Annotated in this window: 11 protein-coding genes; 8 read left to right on the top strand and 3 right to left on the bottom strand. The window is 72.0% G+C overall.

Features of this window, described 5'->3' with window-relative positions:
* Positions 1-17 precede the first annotated feature (17 nt).
* The 3 genes from ACSQ2D_RS15700 (at position 18) to ACSQ2D_RS15690 (ending at position 4,092) form a co-directional block, all read left to right on the top strand.
* Positions 18-1,388 (top strand): PspC domain-containing protein, encoded by a 1,371-nt coding sequence (locus ACSQ2D_RS15700; protein ID WP_435986867.1) that lies wholly within the window; start codon positions 18-20, stop codon positions 1,386-1,388.
* A 56-nt stretch (positions 1,389-1,444) separates the two neighbouring features.
* Entirely contained in the window at positions 1,445-1,999 is a 555-nt protein-coding gene (locus ACSQ2D_RS15695) for a hypothetical protein (protein WP_435986866.1), read from the top strand.
* Positions 2,000-2,133: 134 nt separating this feature from the next.
* The gene (locus ACSQ2D_RS15690; RefSeq protein ID WP_435986865.1) at positions 2,134-4,092 is read left to right on the top strand and encodes a M13 family metallopeptidase; all 1,959 of its coding nucleotides are present in this window, start codon (positions 2,134-2,136) and stop codon (positions 4,090-4,092) included.
* Positions 4,093-4,174: 82 nt separating this feature from the next.
* Here ACSQ2D_RS15690 and ACSQ2D_RS15685 read toward each other — a convergent pair whose 3' ends face one another.
* Together ACSQ2D_RS15685 and ACSQ2D_RS15680 are read right to left on the bottom strand one after the other, a co-directional pair.
* Entirely contained in the window at positions 4,175-4,624 is a 450-nt protein-coding gene (locus ACSQ2D_RS15685) for an N-acetyltransferase family protein (protein ID WP_435986864.1), read from the bottom strand.
* A 5-nt stretch (positions 4,625-4,629) separates the two neighbouring features.
* Positions 4,630-5,094 carry an SRPBCC family protein gene (locus tag ACSQ2D_RS15680; protein ID WP_435986863.1) on the bottom strand — a complete coding sequence of 155 codons (465 nt, stop codon included), beginning with the start codon at positions 5,092-5,094 and terminating at the stop codon, positions 4,630-4,632.
* 223 nt (positions 5,095-5,317) lie between these two features.
* On the opposite strand from ACSQ2D_RS15680, the gene ACSQ2D_RS15675 reads away from it, so the two are divergent.
* Positions 5,318-15,853, top strand: coding sequence for a calcium-binding protein (locus ACSQ2D_RS15675; RefSeq protein WP_435986862.1), 10,536 nt, complete (start codon positions 5,318-5,320; stop codon positions 15,851-15,853).
* 129 nt (positions 15,854-15,982) lie between these two features.
* On the opposite strand, the gene msrA is transcribed toward ACSQ2D_RS15675, so the two are convergent.
* Positions 15,983-16,657 (bottom strand): peptide-methionine (S)-S-oxide reductase MsrA, encoded by a 675-nt coding sequence (gene msrA, locus ACSQ2D_RS15670; protein ID WP_435986861.1) that lies wholly within the window; start codon positions 16,655-16,657, stop codon positions 15,983-15,985.
* Positions 16,658-16,819: 162 nt separating this feature from the next.
* Here msrA and ACSQ2D_RS15665 point away from each other — a divergent pair, with 162 nt between their 5' ends.
* The 4 genes from ACSQ2D_RS15665 (at position 16,820) to ACSQ2D_RS15650 (ending at position 20,507) form a co-directional block, all read left to right on the top strand.
* Positions 16,820-17,842: a GNAT family N-acetyltransferase gene (locus ACSQ2D_RS15665; RefSeq protein WP_435986860.1), complete on the top strand. Its 1,023-nt coding sequence runs from the start codon at positions 16,820-16,822 to the stop codon at positions 17,840-17,842.
* On the top strand, positions 17,839-18,855 hold the full coding sequence (locus tag ACSQ2D_RS15660) for a GNAT family N-acetyltransferase (protein WP_435986859.1): 1,017 nt from the start codon (positions 17,839-17,841) through the stop codon (positions 18,853-18,855). Before ACSQ2D_RS15665 ends, ACSQ2D_RS15660 begins: the two co-directional genes overlap by 4 nt.
* 188 nt (positions 18,856-19,043) lie before the next feature.
* Positions 19,044-19,526 (top strand): DUF4825 domain-containing protein, encoded by a 483-nt coding sequence (locus tag ACSQ2D_RS15655; RefSeq protein WP_435986858.1) that lies wholly within the window; start codon positions 19,044-19,046, stop codon positions 19,524-19,526.
* A 168-nt stretch (positions 19,527-19,694) separates the two neighbouring features.
* A complete protein-coding gene (locus ACSQ2D_RS15650; RefSeq protein ID WP_435986857.1) occupies positions 19,695-20,507 on the top strand; it encodes an amino acid ABC transporter substrate-binding protein in 813 nt (270 codons plus the stop codon).
* Positions 20,508-20,514: the final 7 nt, after the last annotated feature.

Raw genomic sequence — 20,514 nt, 5'->3', positions numbered from 1 at the left:
AGCGCCACTGTGGTGACATGACGAAAAGCAATGACGCCCCTCCGCAGGGGCACGGCCTCGACGGTTTCTACACCGCTCTGCGACGCCCGGGGATCGTGCGCCAGGGAGACGGTCGCTGGTTCGCCGGCGTCGCGACGGGCCTGGCCCGCTGGCTCGGCGTCGACCCCCTCGTCGTCCGGGCGGGCTTCATCCTCTTCTCGATCTTCTTCGGGATGGGCGTCGCCCTCTACCTCGTGCTGTGGCTGCTCATGCCCGACGAGCGCGGCGAGATCCACGTCGAGCGCGCGCTCAAGCACGGCGAGGGCCACTCGATCTTCCTGCTCGTCGTCACGGCCATCGCCGTGCTCGGGGGAGGGCCCTGGTGGGGCGGCGACACGAGGGGCTTCCGCTTCTTCGGCTTCGTGCTCCTCATCGTCGGCGCGTGGTGGTTCGCGACCCGGACCGCCACCGGACGCGAGCTCATGGAGCAGGCGCCCTGGCGCAACCGCGGCACCGGTGGACCGGGCTCGGCCGGCTCGACCGGCGCGACCGGCGCGACCGGCGCGACGACCGTCGACCCCGTGACCGGTGAGGCCGTCGGCCAGCCCGGCGCGGGCCCCGCCTCCCCGGCACCCACGGCGGCGACGGCATACGGCTCCACGGGCAACGCGGCAGCCAACGCCGGTGCGACCCTCGCGACGCCGCGTCCGCCCGCCCCGACCCCGGTCTACGAGCGGACCCCCGCGATCGGCTTCGCCGGTGGGCTGCTCGTCCTCGGCCTCGCCATCGTCACCGGTGTCGTGATGTCGTCCGTCGCCCAGGCGGCCGGGTGGCCGGGCAACCACGTGGCCGTGGGGATCGCGTCCGGGCTGGGCATGCTCGGGCTCGGCATCCTCGTGGCCGGCATCGCCGGCCGTCGGTCGGGCGGGCTCGCCTTCTTCGCCGTCACCGGGATGATCGCGGCGGCGGCCACGACGGCCGCACCGATGGGGCTCTCGCAGCCCTGGCAGGTCGGCGACGAGACGCACCAGGTCACGTCGATGACGCCGGCACCCGAGTTCCAGCTCGGCGTCGGCGAGATGAAGGTCGACCTCACCAAGGCGGACTATGCGTCCACGCCGGGCACCGACCACGTCTCGGCCACGATCGGCATGGGGCAGATCAACCTCGTGGTGCCTGAAGGCGTTCGGGTCACGGTGAACGCCAAGGCGCGGGCCGGGGCGCTGCACGCCACGGGCAGCATCGACGGAACCGTCAACATCGACTCGGGCCAGGGAGGCGTGGACGCCGGTGGCATCGGCTGGGACCGCGCCGTGAAGTTCGGGCCCCAGTCCGGGCCGGAGCAGATCGTGGTGGACACCGAGGTCGGCCTCGGCGAGATCACGATCACGACGGCGAGCGCGTCATGAGCACCGGCTCGACGGGTCCGACGAACGACCCGACCGGCGACTCGACCCCAGACCCGATGACGAACCCAGCGGAGAGCAGCGACATGAGCAGCAACGACACCCCGGACCCGACCGTGGAGTTCCGCGACCCGACGGCCGACCCGGTGCTCGCACCCACCCCGGACCCGACGCCCGACCCGACCCCGGACCCGGCCGAGACGACGACGATCCCGGCCACGTCGACCCAGGCGCTGCCGGCGGCGACCCCCTTCCGCGTCGAGCCGGCGACGCCGGTGCCCGACGACGCCGTCGCCGAGGGGGCCCGCCTCCCGCACCTGCCGCCGCCGACGACCTCGGCCCCAGACCCGTCGTGGCCGGCGCCCACCGTGCCCGCGCCCGTGCCGCAGCCCGCCCCGCGCCCGGCCCTCGTCACGGTCCGCAAGGGTCCGCGCCCCGGGTCGATCATGCTCGGCCTGCTGACGATGCTCGTGGCGGCCTACATCCTCGTCGCCAACCTCACCGACGCCGACCTCAGCTTCCGGATGGTGGGCCCGTCGATGATCGGCGCCTTCGGCGGGATGCTCCTCCTCGTCGGCCTCGCGGGCGTCGTCGCCGGCCGGCTGCGGCGCTGAGCCACGGTCGTCGACGCCGCCACACGGCACACCTCCTCGGGTGGTCGCCGCCCGTGGCGTCGGCGGTCGTGACTAGGCTCGGGAGCACGCTCGCCGGTCAGGTCCGGCACTCGCAGTGGGGAGAGAACGTGCTCATGAAGTCCGGCATCATGCTCGAGGGTTTCGACCGGTCGGCCCGACCCCAGGACGACCTGTTCCGGTTCGTCAACGGCACGTGGCTCGACACGACGGAGATCCCGGGCGACCGGGCCCGCTTCGGCACCTTCGACATCCTGCGCGAGGAGTCCACGGCCCGCGTGCGTGACCTCATCGAGGCGGCGGCCGCCGACGAGAACAGCGCGCCCGGGTCGCCGAAGCGTCAGGTCGGCGACCTCTACGCCAGCTTCACCGACACCGACCGCATCGAGGAGCTGGGGCTCTCGCCCCTGCAGGTGGTGCTCTCGGAGGTCGGGGGCATCGACGACGTCGACTCCCTCGGCGCGGCGCTCGGCCGCCTCGCCCGTGACGGTGTCGCCGGCGCCGTCCAGCACTTCGTGTCGCCCGACGAGCGCTCGCCCGAGGACTACGTCGTCTACCTCGAGCAGGGCGGTCTCGGCCTGCCGGACGAGTCGTTCTACCGCGAGGAGAAGTACGCCGACATCCGCACGGCCTACGTCGCGCACATCGAGAGGCTCCTCGGTCTCGCGGGCATCCCCGACGCGGGAGCCAAGGCCGCGAGCATCATGGCGCTCGAGACGCTCCTCGCGGCCTCGCACTGGGACACGGTGAGCAACCGCGACGCGATCAAGACCTACAACGCCCACACGCTCGACGAGGTCAAGGCGCTCGCGCCCCAGTTCCCTTGGGACTCGTGGCTGTCCGGCCTCGGTGCGCCCGCGGGCTCGTTCGACAAGGTCGTCGTGCGCCAGCCGAGCTTCGTCGCCGGTCTCGGCGCCGCGCTCGAGTCCACCGACGTCGCCGACTGGCGCTCGTGGCTGACGTGGCACGTCCTCTCGGAGTTCGCGTCCGTGCTCCCGCAGTCGTTCGTCGACGAGGACTTCGACTTCTTCGGCCGCACGCTCTCGGGCCAGCCCAAGAACAAGGAGCGCTGGAAGCGTGGTGTCACCGTCGTCGAGTCGTGCGTCGGTGAGGCAGTCGGGCAGCTCTACGCCGAGCGGTGGTTCCCGCCGGCGGCGAAGGAGCGCATGCAGGAGCTCGTCGCCAACCTCGTCGAGGCCTTCCGCCGGTCCTTCTCGTCGCTCGAGTGGATGGGCCCCGACACGCGCGCCCAGGCCGTCGACAAGCTCGACGCGTTCACGCCCAAGATCGGCTACCCCGACGTGTGGCGCGACTACTCCGCCATCGAGATCGACCCGAGCGACCTCGTCGGCAACGTCCGCCGCAGCACGGCGTTCGAGGTCGACCGCAACCTCGCCAAGATCGGCGGTCCGATCGACCGCACCGAGTGGTTCATGCTCCCGCAGCACGTCAACGCCTACTACATGCCGTCGATGAACGAGATCGTCTTCCCGGCTGCGATCCTCCAGCCGCCGTTCTTCGACCTCGAGGCCGACGACGCCGTCAACTACGGCGGCATCGGCGCGGTCATCGGGCACGAGCTGGGCCACGGCTTCGACGACCAGGGCTCGCGCTACGACGGCACCGGGGCCCTGCGCGACTGGTGGACCGAGGCCGACCGCGAGCGGTTCGACGCGCTGTCGCAGCGGCTCATCGAGCAGTTCAGCGGCTACACGCCGGCCGGGCTGTCCGACGACCACAAGGTCAACGGCGGTCTGACCGTCGGCGAGAACATCGGCGACCTCGGCGGCCTGCAGATCGGCTACTCCGCCTACCGCATCGCCACCGAGGAGGGCGGCATGCCCGAGCTCGACGGCTTCACCGGCCCGCAGCGCTTCTTCATCGGCTGGGCCCAGGTCTGGAAGGGCAAGGCCCGTGAGGCCGAGGCCATCCGGCTGCTCGCCATCGACCCGCACTCGCCCCAGGACGTGCGCGGCAACGCCGTGCGCAACCTCAGTGAGTTCCACGAGGCGTTCGCGGTCAAGCCCGGCGACGCCCTGTGGCTCGAGGAGGACCAGCGGGTCCGCATCTTCTGAGCGACCTCCGGGTGGCCACACGGACGGTCGCTGCCTCTGACACCGCTCGTGACGGCCGACCCCGTGGGCAGCGCCCGCGGGGTCAGTCGTCGAGCTGGAGCTTGAAGCCGACGTGCGAGGCCACGAAGCCGAGCCGCTCGTAGAAGCGCCGGGCGTCGGTGCGGGTCGCGTCGCTCGTCAGCTGCACGAGGGTGCACCCGAGCCGGCGTGACTCCTCGACGGCCCACGTGATGAGCTCGGTGCCGAGGCCCGAGCCGCGCTCGTCGCGAGAGACGCGGACGCCCTCGATGATCGAGCGCGTCGCTCCGCGCCGGGACAGCCCGGGGATGACGCTGAGCTGGAGCGTCCCCACGACCGTGCCGTCGCGCTCGGCGACGACGAGGTGCTGGCCCGGGTCGGCCGCCACGCGGTCGTATGCCGCGTCGTACGTCTGCGGGTCGCCGAGGTCCTCGCGGGCCGCGCCGAGCGGGTCGTCGGCCAGCATGGCCACGATCGCGGGCACGTCGTCGCGCGTGGCCGGACGGATCTCCAACGCCCTCAGGCCTTCTCGGCGGTGAGCTTGAGCTGCGCGAGGCCCTTCTCGAAGTCGGGCCCGACGAGCTTCTCCATCGACCACACCTTGCTCATGAGACGCATGACGAGGTTCTGCGGGCCGGTCATGGCCCACTCGACGCGGGTGCCCTCGCCCGCCGGGGTCAGGGTGAAGTCGACGCGGTTGTGCGCCTTCATGGGGGAGGCGAAGAGCAGGTCGACCGCGACGTGCTGCGGCTCGGACTCGAGGATCTCCATGCGGCCCTCGCCCGCCTTGCTGTTGCCGCGCCAGGCGTACACGGCGCCGACACCGGTCTTCGGGCCGGCGTACGTGCGCTCCATCGCGGGGTCGAGGCCCTCCCAGGGCGACCAGGCCTGCCACTCGTGGAGGTCGTTGACCAGAGCGTGGATCCGCTCCGGGGGAGCGGCGATCGTCGTCTCGCGGCTGATGTGGAAGCTCTTGTCGGCCATGGCGGCATCCTGCCATCGCCGACCTCCGGGCGGGCGCACGCCCGGGCGGTCGGCCCCTTTGCCCCATGTGTCACACGTGTCCCGATATCACCGATTCCGAGGGAGTTCCGGGGGTTTTCCGGACATGTGACGTGTTCCTCAATACCTTGGGCCGAGGGATGGCGTGGCGGACACGGCTCGCGCAGGGAACGGGCACACGAAACGCCCCCTCATGGGGAGAATCATGGTGCGCAAGTCCATTCGTCGTGCCCTCGGAGCGGGTCTCACCTCGCTCCTCGTCGTCGTGGGAGCGCTCGCCGGCCAGTCGCCGGCGTACGCCGCCGATCCCGATCCCGGGGTCGACCGTGTCGTGACGCTGCTCGGCGGCAGCGGTGGCACGCGGAACCTCGCCGCCTGGACCACCGGGCTCGCCGGCATCGGCGCGCTCGGGAAGCCGATCCCCTTCGTGTCGGCGAGCCCCGGCGGTCTCGCCGGCGTCGACGACCTCGTCGAGCAGGGCGTCGCCACGGCGCTCGCCGGCACGACGACCTGGGCCGACCTCGCGACGTCGGGGGAGTCGGTCTCGCTGCCTGGTGGTCGCACCGGGACGCTCGACGTGTCCGTCGACGACCTCGGTGAGGGCAAGCGCGTCCACGTCAACCTCGTCGTGACCCGCACGGCGACCCAGCAGGCGCTCGCCGTCAGCTCCGCGAGCCCCAAGGTCGAGCTGTCCTCGCCCAAGGGCGTCACGGCCACCGTCGAGGCGACCCTCTCCCTCTGGGTCGTCTGGACCGGACCGGCGACCAACCGCGTCTACCTCGCCAGCGACGCGGCTCACGCGCCGCGGCTCGACGTCGACGTCACGGCGCAGCTCTCCGGCACCGCGAAGGCTGCCGTCGGCATCCTCGGCGTCACGCTGAAGAGCACCGACTTCACCGTCAGGGCCCACGCGTACGCCCGCGTCAACGACCCGAACAACGACGGGGTCCTCGCCTTCGACGCGGCCGGTGTCGGCGACGGCGAGCTCGCCGCGGACGGCTCCCTGGCCGGCCTCGTGTCGGCGAACCTCGACCCCACCGGGTCGTCGTCCGACCCCGGCACGCCGGGCTCGGTCACCGGAACCCTGTCGATCGCCGCGGACACGAGCGGCATCGCGGGAGTCAGCTTCCCGAGCAACGTCGCCGCCGACGTCACGCTGACGTGGGCCGACATCTCGAGCGGCACGCCGACCATCTCGGCGCCGAACCTGGCCACCCTCGTCGGCAAGTTCCAGAACATGAGCCTGCGCGATCTCGCGGACGGCCTCGCGCAGGTCGCGGTCTCCCTGACCGGCATCCAGCAGGCGAAGTTCGACCCCGACGGCGCCGGACCGCTCCCCACCACCGGCAACCTCGACCTGCCCTTCCTGCGCGGGACCGTCTCCGACGCCGTCAAGGCCAACCAGGTCCTCGTCGACTTCCTCAAGGCGAACGTCGTCCAGCAGCCCGACCCCGACCAGCCGGCACCGCCCGGTTTCGACGCGACGACGGTCGGCAACCCGACGTTCGACTCGCTGCAGGACCTCATCGGCAAGCTCAAGGCGGCGGGCATCGGGCTCGACGACCTCGCGTGGGACCCGACGACGAGCAAGCTCGTCTTCCGGATGCGGATGGTCAGGACCGCGCCGACCACCGGCGTCGCCATGGACGCCGGCAGCGCGCGCACGTCCCGCCCCTCGGCGACGTATGCCGCCACCGGGCTGACGCTCGACGACGGCTCCCAGCCGTGGCAGGCGAACCAGTGGACCGGCATGCGCGTCATGGCCGGCACCTCCGCGGGTGAGATCGCCTCGAACACGAAGAGCTCCCTCACCCTGTCGGGTCCGTGGATCGGCGGGCAGCCCTCGGCCAGCACGCCGTTCGTCATCGTCGGGCCCGAGGCTCAGCTCGGCGCCGTGACCTTCGGCGACCGGCTCACCGACCAGCCCGTCGCCGGTGGTCCGCGCCGCGGCATCCTGCGGGCGAACTCCGCCCAGACCTTCGCCACCGTCAAGCCGTCGTTCGCGGCGGACCTGACGCTCGTGCTGGACCTCCAGGACGCCCGCACCGGTGCCGCCTGCATCGGCTTCGAGGGCAACACCGAGGCCTGCCCCTTCCTCCAGACGACGGGAGCGTTCAAGACCAACGTCACCTCGCTCCCGCTGGGCGCCGACCGCGTGCTGATCCGTACGGGCAGCCCGCTGCTCACGGCCGACTTCCCGATCGACACCGCGGTCGACTTCACGGCCAACGCCGGCTTCTTCCAGGTGCGCCTCGAGGGTCACCTCGCCGTGTGCAACAGCGCCGCCCCCGCCGACTGCTCGGCGCCGGGCTCCGGTCACATGCTCTCGATCGGCCTCAAGCAGGCCGGGGACGCGCAGCACGACATCCGCCTGCGCCAGCTCTTCGACCAGCTCGTCACGTCGAGCCCGACCGGGCCGAGCAAGGCCGGCGACCTGCTCGACGTCGACGTCAACGTCCGCGCCACCGCGGACCTGTCGGCCTCGATCCCCGAGGCGGACGGCTTCCTGCCCGCCGGTACCGATGTCGGCGTCTCCGCCTCGTGGAACGACCTGACCCAGCTCACCGGGGCGGACGGCCCCCAGCTCGACACGAGCCGGCTCAGCCGGATCTTCGCGCTCGACATCAAGCCGGGCTCGCAGGCCGAGCTCTTCGCGATCGTCCTCAAGACCCTGCAGACCCTCGCCGCGCAGCTCGCCGACGCCCAGCCGGGCGGTGCGTCCGGCGTCTACAGCCGCGAGATCCCGGGCACCGGCACGTCCCTGCGCGACCTCATGCAGCGCGACTCCTCTGGCGTCGGAAGCGACGTCAACTACGGCACGAACACCCTCCAGCACGTGGGCCGCACGTTCGACGCGTCCTTCGTCGGGCGCACCGTCATCGTCGGCACCCAGGTGGCCGTCGTCGCGTCGGTCTCGGGTGACACGGTCACCCTGTCGGAGAACTGGGCGACGAAGCCTGCCGACGACACGGCATACACCTTCCGCTCGCCGCTCGACGACGCCATCGACCTCATGTCGGTCCACCCGCCGCAGAACATGCAGGACCTCGTCGCGTTCCTCGACGAGCGGCTGGGCACCGGCGCCCTGCACTTCCGCTACCTCGACGACGGCGGCACCCCGAGCGTCGTGCTCGACCTCGACTGGAAGCGCGACTACCAGACCAACGCGCCCCTGCGCCTCGACCTCGGCGGCGACCAGTCGCTCGTCTCGGCGGCGGCCACCGGGCAGGGCTCGGTGCACGTCAAGGGCGGCGTCGACGTCGGACTCGTCGTGCCGCTCGCGCCGGGGACCGGCCCCGGCGACGCCACCTCCCTCAAGGTCCTCGCCGACTCGAAGGTCAGCGTCGCCGCGACGGCCGGCTTCACGGGCCGCGTCGCAGGCACCATCGGCCCGCTGACCGTCTCGGCCGGTGACCCCGGCGGCGACGCCGCCAAGCAGGTCACGCTCAAGGCGGACGTCAGCCTCGAACTCGCCGACGCCACCGCCACCGCCGACACCCCGGTGAGCTTCTCGACGTTCCTGTCCGGCCTCGACGTCAGCTTCAACGCCACGAACACCCCCGTCGACTGCGGAGAGGGCCTCTCGACCCCGCTCATGGTCTGCGGCACCGTGCCGCTCTACGCGACCGTGCCCGGCAGCCCGGCGGCCTCACTGGGCTCGATCGCGCTGCGGCTCCCGGACTCGACGAACCCTGCCGACCTCGCCACCCTGTCGGGCAACCTGCCCGCACCCGATGCCGCCAAGAAGCGCTTCGAGGTGCCCGACCTGTCGGCGGCCTTCGCGAGCGCCTTCGCCGACTTCACCCAGATCGGCCCGGGCCTCGACGGCTACCTCGAGAAGATCGAGCAGGCCATGCGCCTGGCGACCTTCGACGGCAAGCTGCCCTTCGTCGGCAAGGACCTCCAGCAGGGCGCCGACTCCATCGGCCGGCTCCGGACGGAGATCAAGGCCAAGCTCGGCAATGTGCCGGCCAGCCCGTCGGAGGCCCGCACCTACGTCAACGCCAAGCTGGCCGAGGCGATCAGCGCGGCCGGCCTGGAGAAGACGACGCTCGAGGTCGACTACGAGTGCAAGCTCAAGCTGGAGCCGACCGGCACCCCCACCCTCGCCGCGACTCCGTCCACGACGGGGGCGACCTCCTGGCGCTACGAGATCGTCGCCAGCCAGGGCAGCGGCTCCGGCACGGCCGGCGACACCGTGCCCTCGGCCCCGAGTGCGGCCACGACGACGTCGTGGACGACGCTCGGCAGCGGCAACTCGATCACCGTCTCGTGGTCGGCGGCCGCGGGTGCCACGAAGTACAAGGTGCTGCGCAGCAAGGACGGCGGCGCGTACGAGCTGGTCAAGGTCGTCGACGCCGCCTCCGGCAGCGCGCAGACCTTCACCGACGACGGCAGCGCCACGGCCACGGCATACACCCCCGTGACCTCGAAGCCCGACCGCGCCGACTGCCCGACGACGAGCATCAACGGGATCAGCCTGTCCTTCACCATCAAGGCGGGCACGGTCACCCCCGAGCAGGGCTGCGTCGCGGGCTCCGGCTGCCTCGGCGACGGCAAGAAGCTGCCGCTCGACATCGGCATCCCGGGCCTCGCGCTCAAGGCCGGCGACGCCGACGCCATCACCTACGGCGTCGGCCTGCAGCTGCACCTCAAGGCCGGGGTCAACACCACCAAGGGCTTCGTCATCTACACGCACGACGCGTGGCAGGACGGGGCCGCCGCGCCCGAGTTCGGTCTCGGCGCGCGCTTCGACATGCCTGCGTCGATGAAGGCCCAGCTGGCCTTCCTCGACATCGACGTCACGAAGAACGGCACCGCACCGCTCTTCGCCGGCGCCTTCCTCGTCGACCTGAAGTCCCGCGACACGACGGAGTCGGACGCCTCGGTGCTGACGATCGCCGACATCGGCGACGGTGACGCCTCCGCCCTCTTCGGCATCTCGCTCACGGCCAAGGTCAAGGCCGACTGGATCGTCAAGGCGTCGGTCGACTCGGTGCTGCCGGGTGTCCAGGCGAACTTCGTCATGGGCTGGGAGTTCACCAACCAGGACCTCAAGCACCTGGGCGCGCCGACCATCGAGTTCAAGGACGTCGCCATCGACGCCGGGGGCTTCCTGTCCAACCTGCTCGGCCCGGTGCTCAAGAAGGTGAAGTCCGTGACGGGCCCGCTCCAGCCGGTGCTCGACACGCTCTACGCGCCGATCCCCGTCCTGTCCGACCTCAGCCGGATGGCGGGCGGGGGCGACGTCAGCCTGATGACGCTGGCCAAGACGTTCAACACCCTGGCCGGCGGGCCGAAGCTCGACTTCGTCGACAAGATCGCGGCCCTGACGACCCTCATCAACAACCTGCCCGACTGTGGTGGCGGGGGACCGTCGTGCCTCATCCCGATCGGCAGCTTCGCCGTGAGCGGCGAGAAGGCCCTCGACACCGACGTGTCCCCGACGAGCAGCCTCGCCCCGGGCACCGCGGGCTCGCTCATCAAGACGGCCAACGCGGCCAGCCCGGACGCCGTGAAGTCCTCCCTCAACAGCAAGGGCGGCAAGGGCAACGTGTTCGGCGCCGGCGGTGCCGCGGGCAGCGCCAACAAGTCCGGCTTCACCTTCCCGATCCTCGACAACCCGTCGTCGGTCTTCAGCCTGCTCATGGGCAGCGACGTCTCGCTCGTCGAGTTCGACAGCGGCCCGCTGACCCTCGGCTTCACGTGGCGCCAGTCGTTCGGCCCGGTCTACGCCCCGCCGCCCGTCATGGTGACGCTGTCGGGCTCCGCGTCGGTGACCCTGCGCTTCATGGCCGGGCTCGACACGGCCGGCATCAGGTATGCCGTCGAGGCGGCCCAGCAGGGCGCACCGGTCGACGCCGTCAAGCTCCTCGACGGCCTCTACTTCAAGACGACGGACTCCGAGGGCCGGCCGGTGCCGGTCGTCCAGCTCGACGGTGAGATCGCCGCGGGCGCCGCGGTCACGGCGGTCATCATCACCGTCGGCATCGAGGGTGGGCTGCACCTGACCATCGGCTTCCACTGGAACGACCCCAACAACGACGGGAAGTTCCGCGTCAGCGAGTTCCTCCACGCGGCGGTCAACAACCCGCTCTGCCTCTTCACGACGAGCGGACGGCTCAGTCTCTTCCTGCGCCTCTACGTCACCATCGGGTTCTCACCGTTCAGCGTGTCCTTCTCGATCAACCTCGCGGACATCACGCTGCTCGACTTCACGGCGCAGCCCGACTGCGAGCCACCACCGCCGAGGCTCGGCGGCACCTCCGGCGACACCCTCGTGGTCTTCGCCGGCCGCTTCGGCACCGACGCCGCGCGTGGCGCGCCGTGGGGCAACACGGCCGACACCGAGTCGGACGTCGTCAAGGTGACGGCCCTGCACTTCGCCCAGACCGCCACGGACGAGGCGGGCACGGACGCAGGCTTCGACGGCTTCGCGATCCAGATGCTCGGTGAGCGCCGTGAGTACCTCGACCCGACGCTCAAGCGGGTCGTCGTCGACGGCCGCGGTTCGTCGACGCCCCTCGTCGTCAGCTTCGTCGGCGACGGCAAGAAGGACTCCGACCCGTCGTCGACTGCAGGCGCGGGAGATCTCAAGACCTTCGACAAGGACGCCATCGTCTTCGGCACCCCCGGCAAGGACCAGATCCAGACCGGCACGGGCAGCTCGTGGGTCGACGGCGGCGCCGGCGACGACCGCATCGTCACGGCAGACGCCGTGGGCAGGGTGGCCCGTGTGGCCGGCGGCGAGGGCGACGACGCCGTCACGACCGGGCAGGGTGACGACTTCGTCACCGGCGACGGGAGCCTGCCCTCGTCCACGAAGCCCTTCCTCGCGACGCTCAACGCGGTCGACGACGCCAACTGGCCGTCGAAGACACCCATCAGCCTGAGCGACCTCGTCGACCCGGCCCAGCTCAGCGTCGACCCGACGACGCGCCCCCAGGCCACCGGTGGGATCGACACCATCAGCGTCGGCCTCGGCAGCAACCGCGTCGACGCCGGTCCCGGTGACGACAAGGTCGGCGTGGCCGCGGACCGGCCCGACAGCGCGGGCGGGACCATCCGCTCGAAGGGCAACGTCCTCGTCGGCGGTCTCGGCAGCGACTCGGTGACCGGCGGGACCGGACCCGACACCATCTACACGACGACGGAGCAGACGTTCGGCGTCGACGCGGCCGGCCAGCCGGACACGCTCACGACACCGTCCGGACAGCCGACGATCCCGAACATCGTCGAGACCGGGTCGGGCGACGACGTCGTCTACGGCAGCCGCGAGGAGGACGTCGTGACGAGCCACTCGTCGCCGTCCGAGCACGCGCGCATCCTCGGTGGCGGCGGCGAGGACGCCCTCGTCGGGGGCTACGGCTCCGACGCCGTCTACGGCGGCCCGGGCGACGACTACGTCGTCGCCGAGCCCAGCCGCGTCGGTGGGCTCGCGTCCACCGAGACGATCGAGGGGGTCACCTTCGGGCACACCCGTGTCGTGGAGCACCTGCCGCTGCCGGACGGCACCGCGCCGTCGCCCAAGACGCTCGTCGGCGGTCGTGGCAGCGACCACGTCATCGGCGGCGACGGACCGTCGACGATCTTCGGTGACACGCTGCGTGACGCCGCGACCGTGGCGCAGGCCTCCGACGAGACCTGTCGTGCGGGCTCGCCCGTCGCCTCCGACCCCGTGCCCGAGGGCACGTCGGGCGGCAGCGACGCGAGTACCGACGACGGACCCGACCTCATCACCGGTGGTGCCGGGGTCGACACGATCTCCGCCGGGGGCGCGGCCGACCGGGTCGACGCCCGGGGCGGCGACGACCTCGTCTGCGGGCAGCAGGGCGACGACGTCCTCTTCGGCGGTGACGGCGCCGACCGGGCCTGGGGCGGCACGGGCCAGGACCGCGGCTACGGCGGCCAGGGCCTCGACCTCCTCTTCGGCAACGCCGGACCCGACGTGCTCTACGGCCAGGAGGCAGCGGACGTCATCGAGGGCAACGACGGCGCCGACTGGGCCAGCGGCGGCGACGGCGACGACCTCGTCTACGGCGGCACGCGCGCGGCGGGCCGAGCCGACACGGACCCGTCGGACGCCGGGGACGTCCTCTCGGGTGACACCGGGCGAGACCTCCTCGTCGGCGACAACGGCACCGTCGACGACCCGTCGTCGACCCCCGACGCGGCTGCCGTCCCCCTCGACCTCGCGGGCACCTCGCCCGACGCCGGTCGCGGCGACCAGCTCTTCGGCGGCGACGGCGACGACACGGCATACGGCGGCCTCGGCAACGACCGCGTCAACGGCGGCGACGACGCCGACCACCTCGAGGGCAACAACGGCTCGGACCTCGTCCACGGTGACCGCGGCGAGGACGAGGTGGTCGGTGGCTCGTTCCAGCAGGCGACCGCGGGCGTCGGGCGACCGGATGCCGGCGACGTGCTCCACGGCGACGCCGGCCCCGACATCGTCACCGGCGACAACGCCGTCGTGACGTCCGGGGTCAGCGCGGCCGACTCGACGCCGATCACGCGCATGCGCGGCTTCGCGGCCACGCACCGCATCACGCTCCTCGACCTCGGTGCCAACCCGGCGCTCGCCAACTCCGGGGCCGACCAGGTCTTCGGCGGTGACGACCAGGACGTCGTCCTGGGCCAGCGCGGCACCGACCGGCTCAAGGGCGACGCCGGCGACGACTACGTCGAGGGTGGGCCCGACGTCGACTGGGTCGAGGGCGACCTCGGCGACGACGACCTCGTCGGCGGCAGCTCGACGCCCGCAGGCGGTGCCGGCGTCACGACGGCGGGCCAGCCCGACACCGACGACGCCGTCTTCGGCGGTCCCGGCGACGACGTCGTCCTCGGCGACAACGGCCAGGTGCTGCGCCCGGTCGCGGGTCAGGCACCCACGTCGGTGACGGTCCGGCTCGGGAGCACACCGGCCTCCGCGATGACCACACGCGTCATCGAGCCGTACGACCGGTCGGCGGGTGCGGGCTTCCTCACGACGCCGTCCGCGACGCTCTACGGCTTCGACCGGCTCTCCGGCGGGGACGGGGTCGACGTGCTCGAGGGCCAGGACGGCAACGACGTCGCCACGGGTGACGCCGGCGCCGACCACGTGCAGGGCAACGGGGGAGCCGACGCGCTCTTCGGTGACCTGCCGTTCGGCACGGCCTCGGCGCACGGGACAGCGGCGACGGCCCTGAGCGCCGCGTGGCCCGGGTCGGCCAGCCCGACCGGGCTGCTCCGGGGCACGAGCACCGCTGCCGGTCAGGACGACATCGTCGGTGGCACGCCGGCGCCCGGATACCGCGACGGTGCCGACGTCATCGAGGGCAACGGCGGCGACGACGTGATCCTCGGCGACAACGGCTCCCTCCTGCGCACGCTCGTCGGCGCAGCGGGCGCCCGCTCCGAGAAGGCGTATGCCGACCGCTACCCCGACGGGCCCCTCCCGGCCGACGCGACCGCGTCGCGCACCCACGACCCGGCCCTGCCGGGGCCGAGCACCCGCTTCTGCACCACGGCGCAGGCGACGTGCGAGGTGGTCGGTGCCTTCGGCTCCGACGTCGTCTGGGGTGACGACGGCAACGACGGCATCTGGGGCCAGGACGGTGACGACACCGCGTCCGGTGGCTCCGGCGACGACGACCTCTACGGCGAGCTCGGCAACGACCGCCTGACCGGTGACGCCGGTCGGGACGCCATCGTCGGCGACCGCGGTGGGATCGTGAACCAGTACCTCAGCGCGGGCGACAGCCCGGCCGTGTCCACGACCTCGCTCAACAGCCCGCCGAAGGAGAGCTTCACCGGCTTCCCGCGGACGGCGTACGACCGTCGCGTCGACCTGCTCCACGACGTCGACGGCGACCAGTGGATCGGCTCGTCGACCGATGCGTCCATGCCGCACAACGGCATGGACGAGGGAGGGCGCGACCTCATCCGTGGCGGCACCGACGACGACACCCTCCACGCCGGCTACGGCGACGACGTCGCCAACGGTGACAGCGGCGGCGACGACGTCTTCGGCGGCGACGGTGAGGACGTGCTGTGGGGCGGCCAGGGCTGCGACGCGGGGCTCGACGGCAACACCCCCGACTGCCGCACCGCGGGGGCGTTCGACCCGACGTCGCGTGGCACGGGCGACCGGTTCGTCGACCATCTCTTCGGCGGTGCGGGCGAGTCCGACCCGGCGAAGCAGGACGTCCTCGGCTCCGACCTGCTCGACCTCAGGCCGCGCGGCAGCTACACGCCGGGTGCCGGGTGCACGCTCGGGGACTGGCCGCTGACGTCGGGCACGAAGAAGGCCGTCACGACGGTCGACCCGTGCCTGTGGTTCGAGATGACCGGGACCGACGACGCCGACCCCGCGAACAACAACCACCACCAGGGCACCGACTGGATCTACGGCGGCTGGGACCGCGACGTCATGCAGGGCGACGTGACGGCCAACGGCCCGAACGCCGGCGACCGGCTCATCGACTGGAACGGCGCCTACAACCTGTTCTCGCACTGCAACTCGGCCTACGGCGGCTTCAACGACGTCCGTCAGCACTCGCCGGCGATGCAGGACTTCCTGCAGCAGCTGGCGTGGGCCACGAGCGCCGGCCGGTCGGCCGCCGACGTGACGACGGCAGGGACGTCGGCCTTCCGCGAGCTCGCCCTCGTCCACCCGGGCGAGACCGAGCACGGGGCGGGTGCGGCGTACCCGGGCACGCCGGGCCACTTCGACGAGGCCGCCTGCCAGAACTGAGCCTCGCTCGAGCGCCCGAAAAAGGCTGCGGCGCCGTGGGATCCGAGATCCCACGGCGCCGCAGCCATGTGTCAGTCGTGTGTCAGTCGTGTGCCTGTCGGGGTCCTTCTGGGGGCCGTCGGAGAGCCGTCAGGCCGGCGGGGCGATGTCCTGCTGGGCCGGCAGCTGGTCCTGGCGCACGATCCCCACCGGGCACGTCATGCCGTTGGGGCCGTGGTTGCAGTAGCCGCCGGGGTTCTTGTGCAGGTAGCCCTGGTGGTAGTCCTCGGCGAGGTAGAACGGGCCTGCGTCGTCGGCCGAGCGGATCTCGGTGGAGATCTGCCCGTAGCCGTTGTCGTCAAGGACCTTCTGGAACGCCTCACGCGTCGCCTCGGCCGCGAGCCGCTGCCCGTCGGTCGTCCAGTAGATCGCCGAGCGGTATGCGGTGCCGATGTCGTTGCCCTGACGGTTGGCCGTCGTCGGGTCGTGGTTCTCCCAGAAGGCCTTGAGCAGCAGCTCGGGCGACGTGCGCTCGGGGTCGTAGACGACCCGGACGGTCTCGGCGTGCCCGGTGCGGCCGGTGCACGTCTCCTCGTACGTCGGGTGGGGGGTGTAGCCACCCATGTAGCCCGCGGCCGTGGAGATGACGCCGTCCTGCTTCCAGAAGATCCGCTCGACACCCCAGAAGCAGCCCATCGCGACGTAGAGCACCTCGGAGCCGTCGGGCCACGGGCCCTCGAGCGGGGTGCCGAGCACGACGTGGGTCGGGTTCACGGCATACGGGCGGTCCGCGCGACCCGGGAGGGCCTCGTCGCGGCTGGGCATCTGGGACTTCCTACCGAATCCGAACACCATGCCAGTGTCACATCCTTCGTGCTGGGAGCGTCTTACGTCCCTGTAACGTCCGCGACCCCCTGCGTATGCCGGGTCGCACAGCTGGGGACAAATCACTGGCACCGCCGTGGCGGGGTCGACAGACTCTGGCGCGTGAGCGACGACTTCGAGATCCGACCCATCGACCTGCTCGACCCGGCGTCGCACGACGACGCGGCCCGCTGGATCGAGGTCCACGCCGGCATCCAGCGCGACCTCTTCGGCGACCGGGGCAGCGCCTGGACGCTCGAGGAGATCCAGGGCTTCCACCGGGCGGGGGACAAGAAGCGGGTCGACCGGGCCGTCTGGCTGGGGGAGCGGCTCGTCGGCGCGCTCGAGGTCATGCTGCCGACGCGGGACAACCTGCGCCAGGCGATGCTGTGGCTCTCGGTCGAGCGTGGCCACCGCGGACGGGGGATCGGCTCGGCCCTGCTGGCCGAGGCCGAGCGCATCTGCGCCGCCGAGGGCCGCACCACGATCATGGTCGAGACGGAGTGGGCAGAGGGCCGCTCCGACGAGGCGGAGGGCTTCGCGACGCAGCGGGGCTACGCCGTGGGCCAGACGGTGCTGCGCAGCGAGCAGCAGCTCCCCGCCGACCGTGACGCGCTGCGTGAGGCGCTGGCGGCCCCGGGGGCCGAGGACTACGTCGTGGAGAGCTGGGTCGACGTGATGCCGGACGAGTGGCTCGACGGCCGTGCCCTGCTCCAGCAGCGGATGAGCACGGACGCCCCGGCCGACGACCTCGACCTCGAGGAGGAGGACTGGGACGCCGACCGGTTGCGAGAGGCGCAGCACCGGGCCAGGGAGTCGGGCCGCCGGGTCGTCGAGTCGGTCGCCCGCCACACGCCGACCGGGCGCCTCGTCGCCTTCACCACCGTCGGGGTCTCCGCGGGCACCCCCGACCTCGGCTACCAGCAGGACACGCTCGTCCTCACGGAGCACCGCGGCCACGGGCTGGGCCTGCGGCTCAAGGCCGCCAACGCGCTGCGGCTCATGGAGGAGCTGCCGGCGGTGACGTCGGTCCGCACGTGGAACGCCGCCTCCAACGAGCACATGCTGGCGGTCAACCGGCAGCTCGGCTACACCGTCGACGGCTACAGCCGGGAGTGGCAGAAGGTCACCGGGAGCGGCGAATGAGCCTGCAGGTCAAGGAGATCGAGCTCGCAGTCGCCGACCCGGCGAGCGAGGCGTGGCTTGAGGTGCACCACGCGGCCAACCGCGGCGTGTGGGGCCCCGCGGCCGAGCGCACGTCGATCGAGGAGGTCGTCGACGTCGCGGCGCGTCGGCACGAGGTGCGGCGTGCGTTCGTCGTCACCGAGGACGGCTCGGACCTCCCCCTCGCTGCGGCGCAGACGATCCGTCGGACCCGCGACAACGTTGGGACCGCCGGCCTCTGGCTCTCGGTCCACCCCGACCACCAGAGGCGCGGGGTCGGCTCGGCCCTCCTCGCCCACTGCGAGCAGGTGCTGCGCGACGACGGGTGCGACGGCATCCACGAGCACAGCGGCGCCCCCGTCGAGAACGGCGACGCCGCAACGGGATTCGCCCTCGCGAACGGCTACCGCCAGACGCTCCTCGACCTCCGTCAGGATCTGCCCCTGCCCGTGGACGACGCCGCGCTGACCGCGCTCGACCCGCGACCCGACCCAGCGGCATACGTCATCGAGACGTCGGTCGACGGGCTTCCCGAGGAGTGGCTCGAGGACCGGGCGCTGCTCGCGCGACGGATGAGCACCGACGCCCCGTCGGGCGACATCGAGCTCGACGAGGAGGACTGGGACGCCGAGCGGGTGCGGCAGGTCTGGAACACGCCGAGTCCCATCTGGGGCGTCGAGTCCGTCGCGCGGCACGTGCCGACCGGGCGGCTCGTGGCCTTCACCGACATCGTCGTGCGACCTGGGCAGCCCGACCTCGCCGTCCAGTCGGACACCCTGGTCCTGCGCGAGCACCGGGGACAGGCGCTGGGCCTGGCCGTCAAGCTCGCGAACCTCCGCGCCCTCCAGCGGGAGCGCCCCGACGCCGCGACCGTGCGCACGTGGAACGCCGACACGAACACCCACATGGTCGCGATCAACGAGCGGATGGGCTTCGTCGTGACGGGCTGGACGCGGGAGTGGGCCAAGGACCTCCGAGGCGCCCCGGGCCGGTGAACCCACGGCGGCCCCGCACCGTCCCGTCGGTCGCGTCGATGTCGGTGACCGGAGGTCGGCGGCGCTCCGGGCCCGCGACCACGGTGTCGGCCAAGCCCTGCTCCGGGCGGGCCGGAACCGGGGGAGGGCGCGCGGCGTCCCTGCCGTGCAGCGCACCGGTGGTCGGTGCCGCAGACAGGAGACCTCTCATGCTCCGGACCGCGCTCGTCTCGCTGGTTATCGGCGTCACCCTCACCGGGTGCACGACGTCCCGGGCGGACGCGCCGTCCGTACCGTCCGGGTCGGTGGCCTCCGAGGACCGCGCGCAGGCGCTCTGGGCTGACCGGACGGCATACGTCGGCGACAACTCGAAGGTCATCGCGCTCGTCGGGGACGCCGGGTTCGGGCCCGCCGGCAGCTACTCGCTGTCGCTGTGGACGACGCGCCCTCCGTATGCCGTGACGATCACCGTCACCGACCCGGCCAAGCCGCTCGACGCGACCGACCTCACCGGTCCGGCCACGCTGCTGCTCGGCACGGTGACCAACCTCGACGCCGTCCACGTCACCGGCCCCGGGCGGACCTTCACGCTGACGGCGCGGGAGGCGACCGCCACGCTCGGGCACGACGTCAAGACGCTGGGCACCGATCGTGCCGCGCTGTCCGACTACGTCCGCTCGCTCGACGACTGAGCGCGCCGGCGGCGACGCGCGACACGCCGGGGCGGGAATGCGAGCGGCTCCGACTCGGTTGGCACGCGATGGACCACGTCGACAACTGATTATGCCCATCCCAAGGTGGGCTTATAGGTTGTCGGCCGTCCGGAAGCCATCCCGCCGATCCACCAGGAAGTGCCCACCATGCGTTCGAGGTTCACCCTCACCGCCCTGCTCGCCACGCTCGTCGCCGTCGTCCTCACCGCCTGCAGCACCGGCTCCGGTGGCGGCTCCGACCTCGAGTCCGTCAAGCAGGCAGGCGTCCTGCGCGTCGCGACCGAGGGCACCTACTCGCCGTTCTCGTTCCACGACCCGAAGACGAACGCCCTCACCGGCTACGACGTCGAGGTCGCGAAGGCCGTCGCCGACAAGCTCGGCGTCAAGGTCGAGTACGTCGAGACCCCCTGGGACGCGATCTTCGCCGGCCTCGCGGCCGACCGCTACGACGTCGTCGTCAACCAGGTCACGAAGAACCCCGAGCGCGCCGGCCTCTACGGCCTCAGCAGCACCTACACGTGGTCCGAGGGCGTCATCGCCACCCGCGCGAACGACGCGTCGATCACCTCGCTCGCGAGCCTCGAGGGCAAGAAGTCCGCGCAGAGCCTGACGAGCAACTGGGCCAAGGTCGCCAAGGACGCCGGTGCACAGGTGGAGTCGGTCGAGGGGTTCACGCAGGCCGTCACCCTCCTCAAGCAGTCGCGCGTCGACGCGACCGTCAACGACAGCCTCGCCGTGCTCGACTACCAGAAGTCGACCGGCGACCGGACGGTGAAGATCGCGGCCAAGACCGGTGACGTCTCCGAGCAGGTCGTCGCGACCCGCAAGAACTCAGATCTCGTCGCCGCCATCGACCAGGCGCTCGCCGACCTCGAGGCCGACGGCACCCTGACGAAGATCTCGCAGAAGTACTTCTCGGCCGACGTCTCGAAGCAGCCCGCCGGCGCCTCTGGTTCGTGATCGGGTC

It is taken from the genome of Terrabacter sp. LjRoot27 (genome assembly GCF_964254175.1).
Lineage (GTDB): Bacteria > Actinomycetota > Actinomycetes > Actinomycetales > Dermatophilaceae > Terrabacter.
Note: the sequence above shows the minus strand (reverse complement) of the source record. Positions and strands in the feature narration are given on the sequence as shown.